The organism is Nostoc sp. JL31, from assembly GCF_017114965.1.
Taxonomy (GTDB): domain Bacteria; phylum Cyanobacteriota; class Cyanobacteriia; order Cyanobacteriales; family Nostocaceae; genus Nostoc; species Nostoc punctiforme_A.
The window spans coordinates 1-14,831 of sequence record NZ_JABXKO010000118.1; the positions used below are offsets into that span (position 1 = coordinate 1).

The window sequence follows — 14,831 nt, forward strand, 5'->3', positions numbered from 1 at the left end:
CAGGTCTCATTTATACAAACAAAAAGCCCCACGCTCCACAGCCTGGGGCTTTTTGCTTATCAGGAATTGCGCTACTAATGCCACACAACACTTTTAGACGGTATTCGATTGGTTAAAGGTTTATCGCCTATCATGTATCCCCCTCCGCTTTTGGTGCAGACATGATTTGCTTTTGCTGTTCTTGTAGCCAGTTTTCAAAGAGTTCATTCAACAGGCGCATTTTCATAAATTCATCCAGTTGTGCTGGAATAAATTTTTCTAAACGCAAAATCACAAACCATTCAGCGATACGGGTAGGGGGCAATATCTGACCTGGTTGACTGCTAGAGAGCATTTGCACCATTATCGGATGTAGTGCATTCAGTTCAATCGGGCCTACCAAGCCACCAGTTTGGGCTTCCGGTCCGAGTGAGTATTCCCGCGCCAAATCAGCAAAAGAGTTTTCTTTTGCCTGAATTCTGAAGTATAGTTCTTGGGCAATTCCCACATCTTGGGTTCGTAGTAGGGAATAAATTACTTTATCCAGTTTTGCCTTGGACTGAAAAAAGTAAGATTCCAGTTTATTACCCCAAGTGGCTTGTTTGAATTTTTCAATTTTCAGCTTACGAGTGGTGATAACTTCTAGTTGATCTGGATTCAGCCCTTGATGTGCCATCCAAGCCTGGATATCTTCTTCATTTTTGAACTGTTTTTCGGCGTAAAACTGCTGTTTAGCTTGGGCTACTTCCTCTGGTGTACACTCTATTACTATCTTGGCAGAGCGCGAGTTTTGTTCTATTGCCTCATCAATGATCAATTCTCGCTGCAACTGTGGCAGCATTTGGTAACTTGCCAGTAAGGAAATCAGTTCACTAGCTGTGATTGTACGATTACCGATTTGGATCGTTTCAGTCATTAGCTTTCGGGCATCTCAAGAATATTTAGTCTGTTAAAGAAGCTATACCGTAGCCCATTTACTAAGAGCTTTTGCCTTAACCTGCCGAGTTAGGTATGCTAACCTCACTTTCACAATAATTAAATAGTTATTTGCTAACATACTTAAAAATATACAGTTTATATGAGTTTTTATCAAAGATTCTACGCAAATACTAGCAGATGTGAAGATAAAGACAAAAGATAGTTCTCACCACTCGAACTTTAAAAGACGAAATTTATCAGACGGAGCTAGACTGTTTTGAGGTTTCTATTATTATGCGTAGACGCACAGTGGTATTAGTGTCGTGATTCCCCAACCTCGAAAGAGCGTTTGTTTGGTGGATAGGGGGAGACGCCAAGGACGTTAATGAGTCCGCGTAGCCTTAAGGGGTAGCAAACTACGTGCAGCGTCTCGCACCTAAGCGTTTGGAATTTTCTCAAGTAGAGCAGGCATGATGTGCCAAGGGCAACGCTCCTACGTTGCTAAAGCGTCTCTAGGAGACATTACGTGAACGCTATCGAGTTATCTAGGGGTCATTTACAGTTGCCAAGAGTGTAAAAAAATACATATATACTACCTTTTTACACAAGGGTATTTACGTATCCTACAGCCAAAAGTTCTTAGGTTTACAATGATTCTAAATAGTTCAAAAGATCCGCCATTTCTTGAGCACTAGGTTGAAATTTGGGCATTGGCGGTGTTTCGCCACTGATCACTTGGTGAATCAGCCCATACCGAGACTTGTGCTTTGAAACAGCTTGCAAACTGGGCCCCACTCGCCCGTCTGCTTCCAAGCCATGACAACCAGCACAGTTAATTTGGAAGATCGCGTGTCCTTGAACTGGGTTTCCTGTGAGGGATAGAACGCTCTTGACGTATGGATCGGAGGCTTGAACCAACTGAACACCAAAAAAGCCCAAAGGGACTGCTAGCAGTATAGCCAGCGTCAATAAAACGATCCGCTGAATCAAAATTTCAGGTTTGGTAATTTGGTTATCCAAAAGGTTTGCTGTGAAAGTCTAGGTGTGCTAAAAAGTTTTCATTTCCTACACATAGCTTAAAAGTTCTTGATTGTGTCTGCAAGCACAGAAGACTATTTTTTTGTGGACAGTCGTCCTCCAAAAGGTTGTAGGGCGCAGGATTCATACGAAATTTGGTAAAATCAAAAACAGGCAACGAATATTTAATAATTACAAAAAGGAGATTTACAGTGGTTGAACCCCTGCTATCAGGTATTGTCCTTGGTCTAGTTTTCGTCACTCTCGCCGGACTTTTTTACGCTGCATATAAGCAATACAAGCGCCCCAATCAGCTGGGGGGGTGAGGGAGTGCCCAGTGCTGTTAGCGGTAGCGGGGCGTTTAGCCCGTGCTGAGGAGCCAGTGCATTGGGCAGTTCTGCCGACTTGTACCCCTGCTCTTAAGCAAGCTACGCGTAGCGTCTCCTAGAGGAGAACAACTGGCGTTGCTGAGTAGGATGAGGGAAGGGGGATAAGGAGGACAAGGAAGCAAGTTTTCTCCCCCATTCCCCATTCTTGTCATTCCACAATTCTGTAGAAAGTAAGTGATGTGTTGCCGTAAACTTTCTGGCGGCAAATTTCCCAAGCGGGAATGTCTGGCGGTATCCAACCTTGTGAGGCGTGTTCAACTGCGATTTCGCCGCTAGGATCTAAAAGTTGATGGTGAGCGATCGCTTCTAATACTGGCTGGTACAATCCACTGGCATAAGGTGGATCGAAGTAGATTCTATCAAACTGTTTACCTGATAAAGTCTTTAACTGCTGGGTAATATCTCCTCGCAATACCCGAAATTCTTGGTCGGCATTAGTTAACTGCTGCCAATTTTGTTGGATGGTGGCACAGGCTCGGCTCGATTGTTCAATTCCCACTACTAGGCTGGCTCCTCTACACAAAGCCTCTGCGCCCATTGAACCAGTACCGGCGCACAAATCTAGCCAGCAACAACCTGCAATTTCTCCTTGCCAAATATTAAAGACTGCCTCTCTTACTCGCGCACTAGTGGGTCTAGTTTCTTTCCCTGGTAAAGTTTTTAGCTGGCGATTACCGTAAATTCTCAGGCTCATTGGTTATTAGTCATTGGTCATTAGTCATTAGTCATTGGTCATTAGTTTTAGACAAAAGACAAAGAACAAATGACAAAAAGAATATTAGGCAGGAATTTTTTCGCGGACTTGAGCAACGAAATTAGACAGGATTTGCAATCCAATATTAGAGGATTTTTCGGGGTGAAATTGTACTGCCATCAGGTTTTCATGGGCGATCGCAGCTGTGACGGTTTGAGTACCGTGAGTGATAGTTGCTGCACGGATTAGCGGGTCTATTGGGTCAACATAGTAGGAATGGACAAAATACACCCAAGGATCTGACGGTAAATGCTCCCACAAAATACTTTTTGGTTGAGTAACTTCCAGTTGATTCCAACCCATGTGAGGAATAGTGATGTCAGGTTCGGGACGAAACCGCCGCACTTTTCCTTTGATAATTCCTAGTCCTGGTTGGGTACCTTCTGCACTTGATTCAAAGAGAATTTGCAATCCTAAACAAATTCCCAAAAAAGGTTTACCAGATGCGATCGCTTCTTTAATAGGTTGTTCTAAACCACGCGATCGCAGGTGTTGCACTGCTGGATCAAATGCTCCCACTCCCGGTAGGACTATAGCATCTGCCTGTTCTAATTCCTTTGGAGAATAAGTAACATTAGGAGTTGCCCCAGCTTTTTCCAAGCCTTTACAAACTGAGTGCAAATTTCCCATCTCATAATCTACGACCGCAATTACTGGCATTTACCTGCTCCTTGTAAATTTATTATGGAGGGTTTTTCTATTCTAAATAATATTTGTTATGAAGAAAAGAATTCTATTAACTTCTTTTGACACTTGGCTAAAAGATCAACAGTCAAATTCTTCTGATGATTTATTACTTGAAGTTACCAAACTTGAGTTGATACCACATGACTTAACTTTTTTACGCCAATTACCCGTAGATGTGCAACTTGCCAGTACTCAGGTAATGGAAAAAATCAAGGCAATCCAACCTGATTACATCATCTGTTGTGGCATGGCTGCAAGCCGTACACAATTAAGTGTGGAAGCAGTTGCTAGCTGTGGAGAAAGTATTTTACAGACAGAAGTTGATTTAGAAAAATTAGTGGTGGGAGCAGCAAAAATTCAGATTAGCCACGACTGTGGGAAATTTGTTTGCGAGGGTCTTTACTATTCAGTGTTGGACTACTTAAGCCAAAATCAACTCACAGCACGTTGTATTTTTGTCCACGTTCCGCTTCTCAATCAAGAAAATTTGATGGAGATTATTGCCGATTTCGTATTAATTATTAACAAACTGGCACTTTCATCAAGCTGTTAATGTCTGTATGGTGAAAGAAATATCTAAGTATATGTTGCCATTGTTACTAATTTTCCCAATTGCCCAATTAACTCCTACTACACTTCCACCTGAAGAAGTCGTGCAACCACAAGAAGTACGTCCTTTACCAGGTCAGTTGGATACAGTGCCAACTTTTAATAGCAATAGTCCAGAATTGGTTTTGAAGGAAGGAATCTTACTTTCTACCTTTCCACCAGATGGGAAAAAAGTGCCAACAGCGCATTTGAATTTTCCTTTTCGGGGACGATTTGATATTTTTGCCCATCACGTTGCGAGGGCTGAACCAGCCGAGAATTTACGTTCTCTTTATTTGGGGATAATTTTGCATAACCCTAGTTCGGAACCAGTGAAGGTAAATATTTGGCAGGCGGCGAGTTATTTGAGTCAACCGGATGCACCATTTATTCAGTTACCATCCTTTAGCCAAAACCTTTTAGGTAAAATTTTTGCTGGGCCAGGCGATCGCGTCATGTCTGATGTGCTTCGGGGAGTGCGACAAGAGATTTTTCCTGCCCAAATTGAGATTCCACCAAAGCAAAGTCGGATGTTACTCAATTTGCCAATTCCTGTGCAAGGATTGACACCACCCTTGAATGGTCGATCTACATTCATGCGACTGCAAAGTGATGGCACTGTCTATGCAGCTAGCCTAGCGATGTTTGCACGGGTGAATCCTGATGGCAGTGAGCGATCGCCTACCTTAGAAGAGTGGCAGAATTTACTAGATAATGGTGATTTAGCTGGGCCACGAGATAAAACTCCCACTCCCTTAGAGGAAACTGGCAAGCCAAGAATTTATGGGCGTGTTGCGGGAGTGGTTGATGGTTCACGATGGAGAGCCTTATTAGTAGATAAGCCTAAAGCTAGGTATCTAACTATTCCCCAGCCTGGTCAAGTGTTTTCCTACGCTCTGAGTACCCTTGATGGCGGTACATTAGGAACTGGTCAAATTCAAAGTGCGCCTATGCTAGTGCGCTATCCTGACACCGCATATCGCGCTCATGGCAACTATGGAATTCAATATAATCTGAAGTTGCCGTTATACAACAATACTCAAAGTTCTAAAACCGTTAGCGTGTCGATACAAACACCACTCAAGGAGGATCAGTTAGTCAAACCAGGGTTACGCTTTCTGAGTACACCCGCTCCTCAAGTATTCTTCCGAGGGACAGTGCGAGTACGTTACAAAAATGACCAAAATCAGCCACAAACTCAGTTTGTGCATTTAGTACAAAAAAGAGGTCAACCAGGAGAACCGTTAGTTTTGTTAAAGATAAAACCAGGCGATCGCTCTTTGGTAGAAGTAGACTTTCTCTATCCGCCAGATGCTACACCACCGCAAGTATTAACAGTTTCAACTCAAGCTGAACCTCGGTAATGATTCATGGGTAATGGGTAAGGGCTTTTTTCTAATTACCTGTTACCAAAAAATAATTAAAGCCTGTTCTAGAGCTTTTCACCCCAAGTTTCTATATTTAGGGTGAATACTTATTCCGCTCCATACATTGCAATAGAAATAGCAGACTATAGCAGGCAATAAAGGGACGGTATGGCAACGGATCAAAAAATCAATCAAGAAACTGAATTAAATTCGCTCCAGCCGCTTGTTGGAATCTTGATTTTACTGGTAGAGGATGAGCCAGATATTGCAGATTTGCTCATCTTCATTTTGGAAGCAGCTGGTGCAGAGGTGATGGCTTTAACCGATGCAGAAGAAGCTCTTGCCTCAGTTGAATCGCTTCATCCCGATATTCTGGTGTGCAACATGAAGTTGCCCGAACATGATGGAAATTGGTTAATTGAGCAAATTCGAGTGCATTCTCGCCAATTTTTAAGACAGTTGCCTGCGATCGCTATCACTTCTTATACACGGGAAGTCTCAGGCTATAAGGCTTTAAATGCTGGTTTTGATCGATTTATAGTCAAGCTTGAGAGTCCAGAAGAAATTGTAGATGAGATTGTTCACCTGTTATCTACCGATCTTTAAATATAACTAGCTAGCCTCGATCTCGTTTTTGATCGTGATTTCACACAATACTCTGTGAGAGCGCACAGCTAGCTATACACTCCTAAAAACTACTTTAAAAAATGAAACCATATAACCCTAAATGAGTAGGATTATATATTGGATATATTTGTTAACCTCGTTGAAAACCCTTTGCTGGCTTTTGTTGTCCCTTACCTTTGGGCTTAGATTTGTTAACTTCTCCTAAAGCTTCCTGAAATAAGTTGTGCAAATGTATGGGTACACTGGCAATATCTGGTAACTCTGGCTCAATAGGTTTGTGGAATTCTTGCAAAAGTTTATTTAAGTCACTTTCAAGCCTAAACTCTGGACGTTGCAAAAATGTTTGCAACACATTTTCTAATTGAGTTGGATACTGTTGCGCTAATCGATGCCAAATAAAAGCATTAATACTTTTATCTTCGAGGTAGTAGCGAATTAGTTTTTCCGCCCCTTGAACACTTTGCCAGTCCTCTGCCGATAAGATTGCTTGTACCTTAGTATATGTTGGTAAAAACATTTGTCCCCAACGGGGATGAGAAAAAGCCGTTACCTGTTCTGCTTTCTTGAGTTCAGCAGGCAAATCAACCTTTGGCATCACCATTTTGCTCTTGCTGCTTTTGCTGTTAAACATTTCAGAGACGACGTTGGAATCAGCGCCGAACTCTTGTGCTGCGGCTTTTATTTCCTCGTCGCCAATGCCAGCTGCTTCTGCCACTTCAGCCAGAGATTTAGAAGTATCAATTCCTGCGGCTGCAAAGGTTTTCTCAGTAATTAATGCTTGAAATTCCGCTATTTTTTTATTAAGTTGGTATCCTGATAGTGTGATTTCATCAGTACCAAAAAAGTCCACAAACTGCTGATGATATTTTTCTACTGACTGCCAAGCTTCTTCTAGCAAGTCTGGAGCATCGCTGTAAAGATTACTTTTATAGTTTTCTTTGAAATTACCAATTGCTACGGCAAGTTTTGGTTTACCTAATTTACCCATTATTGTGTAGGGGCCAGAAAACATCCAGTAGCTATCGGTAACGGGAGAAATGCGAGTTAGCAAGATTTCTCCGACTTTTAACCGAGATATTGCCTGTAATGTTTGAGTATTGTTTGGCTTGACGATGTAGCGTTTATCTGTCAACCAGTTCGTCAATTCAAAGCCATCAGGTAAAAGATTAGTGATGGCAAATAAGCCAATAAAAGTATGATGCCAACTATTTATCAGGCTGCGATCGCTTTCTGCTAAATCTGGGTGGCTTTCGATAAACAACTCTAATGGAGACTTATCACCGACTTTTCCATCTGTCAAAAAGCTATCGATGGTTAAGTCCTGCTGCGTACTATCCCCACTTCCACGGCGCAACTGTGCTGCTGCGTAAACTTCTAGTGCTTGTGCCAGTTCGCCTTCAGCATCAAGAACAAAATCAACTAAGGCTTGTTTTAATTCGTGCGATCGTTCTAATATGACATCCACAAGTTAATCTCTCGGTGCAACAGATGTAGATTATAGCTTTTGAAAGAATTTCAGCATCTAGCAATAGCTAGATTTATGGAGATGCACACTTACCAGAATTGCTTTTTGCCAAGCCGGATGCGGTGCATTTAGCGTTGTTTACTGGATTGACAGTTTCAGTGGCGAGTTTGTCAGCTTTAATATTTTGAAGGGTAGCCTCAGCTTTTATCTAGGCAATTCCAAAGGACTGACACAACAGTGGCGAAATGCCATTCTTACCTTCAGTACTTATTGAGCAACTTTGTTTGAGGGAACGATGAAGCTACTGTTGTACAGGTTGATTCCAGCTGGATTTGTGACTTATTTGCCGATTGAGGCATTGCGATCGCTATCTTTGATTGATACCGTTTTAGCAGTGGCTGGGTCAACTACCGTGCTGTTGGTTGGTACAGGTGTGTTTTACCACGGTTTGCGTCGCTACTTCTCAGGAAATTTGATGCAGATGCGAGGTTGAGTTCAATGTTGGTTATATTAATACTTAGGCTTTCTGCCTTCTCAAGGAACACATGAGTAACCGACCTTCATGCAAATGTTTCCAAGCTTACTACTTGGGCAAGAAATGGTCTGAGATAAAGCTGCATCAAGAGCATCAAGATATTGAGTGCGATGCATGGAAGCGATTATTAGAGCTTGTGGAGGTTGCATCCGCAGATGAGCGAGAAGAATTTGCCCCCGGACGTGAAATAGGCTTGGATGACTGGAGCCAGATTATCACACTTCCTCCGACAATATCGAAACTAAAATTTGTTAAGCACTTGATGCTGTACGGGAGCAATCTTGTTCGCATACCTCCAGAAATCGGTGAGATGACGAATTTAGAAACGTTTACTCCCTACACATCCTATCGATTACATTGGTTTCCCTATGAAATTACTCGTTGCAAAAAACTAAAGCATAGTACTGTCAGTACTCGTACTCTTTACGGAAATTACAAGTTTCGCTTACCATTTCCCAAGCTTCCGGTGGGAAAAACTGTGGAGGCAGGTTCCCCTACAAAATGTAGTGTTTGTAATGCTCCTGTCATTGCTCCAAATTTACATCAAGCATGGATCTCTCTTCAGGTGGCTACGGATGTTTTGCCCCTTCTTGTTAATGCTTGTTCACAAATCTGTATCGACAGACTTCCTCGACCACCAAAAACCTATGTGCAGGAACCGCACACTGGAGGGCTACATATCCAACAGTCGCCAATTGATGATTTCTACCGATGACTCTAGATGGACATATTCAAAATGATGAGAGTACGCCTTGAAATAAGCGAACAAAATTTTGAATCACTTAGCAGCTTTTTTCAAATCTTGCCATCTCTCTCGCAGTCGCTTCAAGTTAAGTGTATGACCGCCATAACGCCAGCTAACATAGGCTTGACAAATTTCATCTATAACCTCAGCAGTTGCTAGAGCATGATGCTGGTATGAGACTCTGGCATACTCTAAAGGTGTTTGTGCTGGATGTTTGCCTAAACCTTTTTGGGTTGTCCATTGCAGCATTTGTTGATAAAGGCTCTCCATTGCTGGCAATTTCTTTAACCATCTACGGTTGCACCACTGTCGCCACTGACCCCAACCCAGCCAAGCGAAGAAAGCTGCTGTAGTTGACAAGATTAAGCCAGTCAACACGCCGAACCAACCTTGGGAAAATAAAGCTAAAAACCAAGCGATCGCTCTTATCACCCACTTAAATATTGTCTCAAATACATTATTTAACAAACCTGTCACCGGAGAAGGTAGCCAGCCAGCAACCCAATGCCACAATTGGCGCAACACACTAAAAGTCTGAGTGTCTTCTATTGAAGGTGGTATCAGAGGATGATTGGGAATAGGGTCAAAAGCAAACCAACCATATTTAGGAAAATACACTTCTGTCATCGCATAAGCGTCAGTATTACGGACAACGTACAGCCCTGTAAATGGATTAAATTCTCCTGAACTAAACCCTGCTACCAACCGCGCTGGAATGCCAATGGAACGTAGCATCACCGTGAGAACTGTAGAGAAATGGTCTGGATAGCCTCCCTTTTGCTTAAACAAAAAAGTTTCTACCAAGTCTTCTTTTTCACTCAAATAAGGTAGGTCTAAGGGATTTTGGGGAATAGAGTAGCGTTGCTTTAAATATTGAGCTAAGTAGAGAGCTTTTTCGTAGGGTGAATCCAGGCTTTTAGCAGATTTTGCGACTTTTTCTTGATTGTAGTTAGCGAGGATTTCTTCGGTACGTTGCCGGACTTTTTCGGCAATTTCGGGAGGGATTTGCAGATAATGCTTTGTAATTTGTTGGGGATATTTAGTAGAAGCTTCACCTAATTTAGTGCGATCGCGGTATGGTACTTCGGAAATCACTGTGTAGGTAAAACCTTCTGATAATTCTACAGGCGATCGCAATCCGTCTTCTTTATCAACAGCGATCACTGGTGCTGGAAAGTAAACTTCCTTGGGATAAGTCATCGCCGGAATCAGGTTAGGCAAATCCGACACCACTGTATAAGTTTGTACTACCTCTTGGGTTTTACCCGTGAGTACAGACGGAGAAAGAAAAATTTGGTAAGACCAAGGCGATCGCCTAACAGTCGTAACATCTTCATTACGGGAAACTTCCCATCCCTTACCTGTATAGCGATCGAATGCTAATACTCGCCAAAAACCCTCAGCTTGCGATCGCACCCGCATGACAACCTTGGGTTTCATCTCGCCCCGCAGGTTTTGATTCATTTGGCTATTAAAACCGTAATAAAAATTATTATCTACTTTACCTGGTTGACCAGTTTTATTTTGTCCCGTACCACCGCTACCACTCCCTTGATTCTCACCTTTCCCTTGGCGGACATAACCGGGATTAATGATACTACGACCTGTGAAATTATTTTTTACTTGAATAGCAGAACTTACAGGAAAATTCCGTAATTGATAGCCCGGAAATCTCGGTAAAACAGCAAAAATTGCCAGCCCCAGACCGACAATTAGTAAAAAAGTTAGAATTAAAAATTTAAAATTAAGACTTGAGGAATTCTTCTGATTGAATTTTTCCTTTTGAGTTTTTAATGGCTGCAAACCCAAGCGCGAGCGGTAGTCTAGTACTAAAGTTGGCAGAGCGATCGCTAAAAATAACAGCAACACAGGTGCAAATGCTAAAGTCTGACTTAGGGTTGCTGCCACACCTAATAAAATCAGTCCGATAACAATCGAATAGCCCAAATTTTTACGGCGGGGTGTATCAAAGCTATGTAACACCTGGAGTTGAATTAATAACTCTGCCAAACCCAACCGCGTATCATTCAACTCCCCCGCTAATCGCCCAAAGAAAGCACCCAGTGCGACTAACATGCCGATGGCGATACAGAATTGAATTGCAATATTGCGATCGCGGCGACGATAATAACTCCAAATCGCACCCACAACACTCAGGGGTAACGCCCAAAAACTGAATGAAGTCTCAGCGGCAATATCCGTCGCCACAATTCCCAAAATAACCAACGCTAGCACCAGCACCCGCAATAAAATTGAATCTTCCACTTCAATCAAAGGCGACCCCTGCGGATTTTGCCGCCAGAAATTACCTACAGGGATACGCCAAAACCGATTCATCCTGGATAAGTTAAACATTTGAGTCTAGTAGAAGCAATGATGTAGATGCAACAAACACAATGCAAGGGAGGTAATTTGCTACCCTAGCACTGTGTTAAAAAAATGATATCTAAGGAGTAGAGATGGAAATACACGAGAAATGGGTAACGCAGTGAATCGAGAAATAATCAAATACTTTCTCAATATCGCCATGTTCCCATATCCCCGTGTCCCTGTGTCTTTGTAATAACTGCTTCTCGTAGACACCCTAATGACCGTTTATTGAAAAATAGGATAAGCTTCAAAACCAGGAAAATCCTCTTAATATATATCGGCGTTGATTGAGATAGTGTGCTAGCGGTGGCAATTTAACCTAAATTGTGGGATTAATCACAAACAACAACGACTGTTCGTCTATTTCTGGAAATTCAACTTCCAGGGTATAAGTTGGGTTAAGTTGCTCGCAGCCTAACTCTACATTTAAGTATCCCGAAGTCGAAGATGTTGTCATTGCTAAAGTGCCACTTCCCCGCAGCGTCAAAGTTCCTTTAACAGGTAACTCAGCTTGCACAAGTAACTTCGTAATTTTACCTAGAGACTGGTATTCTACTCTGATGTTCAAAGCACCAACACTGGTTAGCCACTGTCTTTCTACCACTGGACTGGTTGCTGAAACTGGTAGAGTCAGATTTTCCAGCAGTTGTTTAGCTGCTAGCAACGACAAAGCCATCTGTTGACGCGGTTGTAAATCTGAGTAATCGCTTTGAATAGCGGGCATTGTCTCCAGAGTACTTGCAGACCGATAGGTGCTTCTTAGCACCAATCCAGCTATATCATTTAGTGCTTGAGACTCATTGGGAAAAAAGTTCTCCACCACTTGAACTAATTTTGCCCCCAACGGCACTGAAGATGTCACTAAAGCCTGACACTGTTCTAGCAATTGCTGGAAAACTCTTTCCGGTAAGCGAGTTGGCAAGGTCAACTTTGACTGTTGTACCATCCATCCCCAGCTAGGAACGAGTGTCATTGACGGCTCATCAACAAAATCAGGATATTCGATTAATTGTGTTTCCCAGGGAAACAACGGTGGGTGGTCTTGGGCTTGGATTTGTAACCGATTCTTAAGGACAGCTTGAAAACGATCTTGCACAGTAGGAATTTCTCCCAATTGAAAGGTCTGGGGCGTTCCTCCCAATTTTGGCTCGCTGCTTTTTGAAGCAGTGGCTTCATTGAGGAGTTTTTTTACCCCGTCATTTTCCTCACATTCTACCGATTGCTCGTTATTTTTGACATCATCTGTCAATAACCAATCGAGACACCGGTGTTGTAAGGATTCTGAATCACTATTCATGAGTAGATGCACCTGATCCGGAAACTAATGAGTTACGAATTTCCCAAGCTTGCTCAAGAATCTTAAACCATCGTTTTTGCAGTTGTGCCATTGACAGCCCTAAAGTTTTTGCTATTTTTTCATCAGCTTGTCCTTGTTGCTTCAACTCTAATAAAGACCGTTGCTTATTGTCCAGCTGTGCTGTGTATACTTGCCATTGCTGAGGAGTTAAGCCCAAATTTGTGTGCAGAGAAGCTTCCAGCCACTCATGAACTAATTCCCAACGGTGCAACAGGGCAAACCGAATCAAATGATACTTAAAGCGCTGCTGCAAATAATCTCTCTGACGAGGGGTTAAACCTAAAACCGATTCAATTTCCTGTGCTGATAAATCTTGGAGGCGGAGAGAAAAATAATCAGCGCAGTCAGATTGTTGTCGTTGTTCAAGATAATTCATTAATTCCGTAACCACAACGGAACGCAAGGTGTCTTCTTCGGGTTCGGGTTCGGCTTGCGTTGCCATTGTGGAGCGCAATTGGTGAATTGCTGGTTCTTCCCAAGAACCGTCACCTTCATTATTGCTACCTTCTGCGGCTTGTTCTATATCTACGCTGGTTTCTGGAGGCTGCTGTTGGGAAAAAGTTTGTGCCCGCAGAATAATTAGCTGTTGCTGACGGCCTGGTAAGGGAATGCGTCGCTTGCCGTAGCGCTCGGTAAATCCCATATACTCGGACAATTCCAAGAGCGTCTGAGGGCGATAAGTGGCACCGAGTTGATTTTCTCGCCGGAAAGCATTCAATGCTTCTAGATAGAAACTCTGGAGGAAATCTTCAATTATCGTCAGCCGCCCTTGATAGCTCAATTGCTTCTGAGGAGGATTAATGTATCGATAAATAATTGCACTCAGAGTACTGTGTAATTCGACCCTGCCCCGATTTGAACCCAACTGATAGTACCTGAGACACTGTTGCAGCCGATGCCGAGCCAGGGTCATCGCCGAGCTTTCTACAGATCCAGAAGCTTGAATACGTTTACTCTCATGACAAATCCGGTAGACTTCGGTGGTAATACGTCTTGCTACATCGTGGCAATTCTGTTCCGAAGCTTTGGTTGACTGCTGAAACTCCTTGGACAGGAGTTGAAAGATCGCCTCCACGCCTGTAGAATTTTCTCCCAGAATAGTTGCAGATGGAATAGTTGCGGTTGCGGCTGAATTCATAGTCTCGGTTTTCAAAAGACCCTAACTTACTTAAATACAACCTGTACGACTGTGGGTATTGGCTGGTTTGGTTTTACGTATAAGCTAAACGCAGGCCAATCCTATATTGAGGATATGGCTGATTTTATTATTCCCAATTCTGATGGGATTGTTCACACTTGATAGATGTTATTGCCATTACCCAAGAGTCGTATACAAGTCATTATGGATTTAGAAGCACAAATTCAATTGCTGATTGACAATGCACCCCGCGATGGTATGACACCATATCTTGTTGCAGCAATTGCTCCTGCCCTTAGAGCGATCGCTCAAAAATTACGCTACTCCCAGTACTATATTCTCCAAAATTCGGAGTCAAACTGGGTTTTAACTACATTGAGCAATCGTGCTAATCCAGGATTGGAAAAGCGTGTGATTTACGCTTTCCCTACCATACAGGATGTCTCTCTAATTTCCCCTGCTGGGCTTGACCCTCAAATGCTAGCTAAAATTACTCCTGTCACCCATATTTTGTTCCAAATGGTGGCATTAGAACCCGTAGATAGTATCGTTTTTTTGGAGACGCCGGGTAAGACCACTCATACCGTCGAAGTTCGGCGAACTGAACTAGAAAAACTCATGCAGAAACAGTTACTACAACAGCGATCGCCAAAACAGATACCCCCTGATATTGCATAGAAAAAATTTGGATGTGGGATTTTTTAGATACAATCCCACATCCAAAATTTTAAATCTCAAATTTCTTTAAAAAAGTTTTCTAAATCAGTAAAAAAAGAAATTTTTTCTTTTCGTTACACCATACGACTGACTCAACTTTCGCTGAAACCTAAAATTGATTAAAAAATAGTTATCAGTGAACATTTTTCCGTTTTCAAATTTTAGTTTCCTAGTGAAG

Annotated in this window: 15 protein-coding genes; 7 read left to right on the plus strand and 8 right to left on the minus strand. The window is 42.4% G+C overall.

Annotated features, from left to right (window positions below; translation table 11 throughout):
• Positions 1 to 130 precede the first annotated feature (130 nt).
• Both HWQ43_RS30515 and HWQ43_RS30520 read right to left on the minus strand, forming a co-directional pair.
• Positions 131 to 895, minus strand: a complete 765-nt coding sequence (locus HWQ43_RS30515) for a peptidylprolyl isomerase (RefSeq protein ID WP_292740621.1) — start codon at positions 893 to 895, stop codon at positions 131 to 133.
• A gap of 647 nt (positions 896 to 1,542) precedes the next feature.
• Positions 1,543 to 1,917, minus strand: coding sequence for a cytochrome c (locus tag HWQ43_RS30520; protein ID WP_099100046.1), 375 nt, complete (start codon positions 1,915 to 1,917; stop codon positions 1,543 to 1,545).
• 209 nt (positions 1,918 to 2,126) lie between these two features.
• On the opposite strand from HWQ43_RS30520, the gene petG reads away from it, so the two are divergent.
• A complete protein-coding gene (petG, locus tag HWQ43_RS30525; protein ID WP_063721252.1) occupies positions 2,127 to 2,240 on the plus strand; it encodes a cytochrome b6-f complex subunit V in 114 nt (37 codons plus the stop codon).
• A 211-nt stretch (positions 2,241 to 2,451) separates the two neighbouring features.
• Here petG and rsmD read toward each other — a convergent pair whose 3' ends face one another.
• Positions 2,452 to 2,997, minus strand: a complete 546-nt coding sequence (rsmD, locus tag HWQ43_RS30530) for a 16S rRNA (guanine(966)-N(2))-methyltransferase RsmD (protein WP_292740624.1) — start codon at positions 2,995 to 2,997, stop codon at positions 2,452 to 2,454.
• Positions 2,998 to 3,081: 84 nt separating this feature from the next.
• The gene (gene hisH / locus HWQ43_RS30535; protein ID WP_094352505.1) at positions 3,082 to 3,717 is read right to left on the minus strand and encodes an imidazole glycerol phosphate synthase subunit HisH; all 636 of its coding nucleotides are present in this window, start codon (positions 3,715 to 3,717) and stop codon (positions 3,082 to 3,084) included.
• Between the two features lie 58 nt (positions 3,718 to 3,775).
• On the opposite strand from hisH, the gene HWQ43_RS30540 reads away from it, so the two are divergent.
• The 3 genes from HWQ43_RS30540 (at position 3,776) to HWQ43_RS30550 (ending at position 6,305) form a co-directional block, all read left to right on the plus strand.
• Entirely contained in the window at positions 3,776 to 4,297 is a 522-nt protein-coding gene (locus HWQ43_RS30540) for a peptidase C15 (protein WP_292740626.1), read from the plus strand.
• A 31-nt stretch (positions 4,298 to 4,328) separates the two neighbouring features.
• Positions 4,329 to 5,696, plus strand: a complete 1,368-nt coding sequence (locus HWQ43_RS30545; protein WP_292740909.1) for a DUF3370 domain-containing protein — start codon at positions 4,329 to 4,331, stop codon at positions 5,694 to 5,696.
• A gap of 171 nt (positions 5,697 to 5,867) precedes the next feature.
• A complete protein-coding gene (locus tag HWQ43_RS30550; protein ID WP_292740628.1) occupies positions 5,868 to 6,305 on the plus strand; it encodes a response regulator in 438 nt (145 codons plus the stop codon).
• A gap of 151 nt (positions 6,306 to 6,456) precedes the next feature.
• Here HWQ43_RS30550 and HWQ43_RS30555 read toward each other — a convergent pair whose 3' ends face one another.
• Positions 6,457 to 7,791, minus strand: coding sequence for a hypothetical protein (locus tag HWQ43_RS30555; RefSeq protein ID WP_292740630.1), 1,335 nt, complete (start codon positions 7,789 to 7,791; stop codon positions 6,457 to 6,459).
• Between the two features lie 295 nt (positions 7,792 to 8,086).
• Between HWQ43_RS30555 and HWQ43_RS30560 the strand changes: the two genes are divergently transcribed.
• Positions 8,087 to 8,284, plus strand: a complete 198-nt coding sequence (locus HWQ43_RS30560) for a hypothetical protein (protein WP_292740632.1) — start codon at positions 8,087 to 8,089, stop codon at positions 8,282 to 8,284.
• A 52-nt stretch (positions 8,285 to 8,336) separates the two neighbouring features.
• On the plus strand, positions 8,337 to 9,041 hold the full coding sequence (locus HWQ43_RS30565) for a hypothetical protein (protein ID WP_292740634.1): 705 nt from the start codon (positions 8,337 to 8,339) through the stop codon (positions 9,039 to 9,041).
• A gap of 63 nt (positions 9,042 to 9,104) precedes the next feature.
• On the opposite strand, the gene HWQ43_RS30570 is transcribed toward HWQ43_RS30565, so the two are convergent.
• The 3 genes from HWQ43_RS30570 to hetZ all read right to left on the minus strand — a co-directional run bounded on the left by HWQ43_RS30570 (position 9,105) and on the right by hetZ (position 13,936).
• Positions 9,105 to 11,408 carry a DUF3488 and DUF4129 domain-containing transglutaminase family protein gene (locus tag HWQ43_RS30570; protein ID WP_292740636.1) on the minus strand — a complete coding sequence of 768 codons (2,304 nt, stop codon included), beginning with the start codon at positions 11,406 to 11,408 and terminating at the stop codon, positions 9,105 to 9,107.
• Between the two features lie 352 nt (positions 11,409 to 11,760).
• Positions 11,761 to 12,738 carry a PatU gene (locus HWQ43_RS30575; RefSeq protein ID WP_292740638.1) on the minus strand — a complete coding sequence of 326 codons (978 nt, stop codon included), beginning with the start codon at positions 12,736 to 12,738 and terminating at the stop codon, positions 11,761 to 11,763.
• The gene (gene hetZ / locus HWQ43_RS30580) at positions 12,731 to 13,936 is read right to left on the minus strand and encodes a heterocyst differentiation protein HetZ (protein ID WP_292740640.1); all 1,206 of its coding nucleotides are present in this window, start codon (positions 13,934 to 13,936) and stop codon (positions 12,731 to 12,733) included. Before hetZ ends, HWQ43_RS30575 begins: the two co-directional genes overlap by 8 nt.
• A gap of 204 nt (positions 13,937 to 14,140) precedes the next feature.
• Here hetZ and HWQ43_RS30585 point away from each other — a divergent pair, with 204 nt between their 5' ends.
• The gene (locus tag HWQ43_RS30585; RefSeq protein ID WP_292740642.1) at positions 14,141 to 14,614 is read left to right on the plus strand and encodes a hypothetical protein; all 474 of its coding nucleotides are present in this window, start codon (positions 14,141 to 14,143) and stop codon (positions 14,612 to 14,614) included.
• Positions 14,615 to 14,831: the final 217 nt, after the last annotated feature.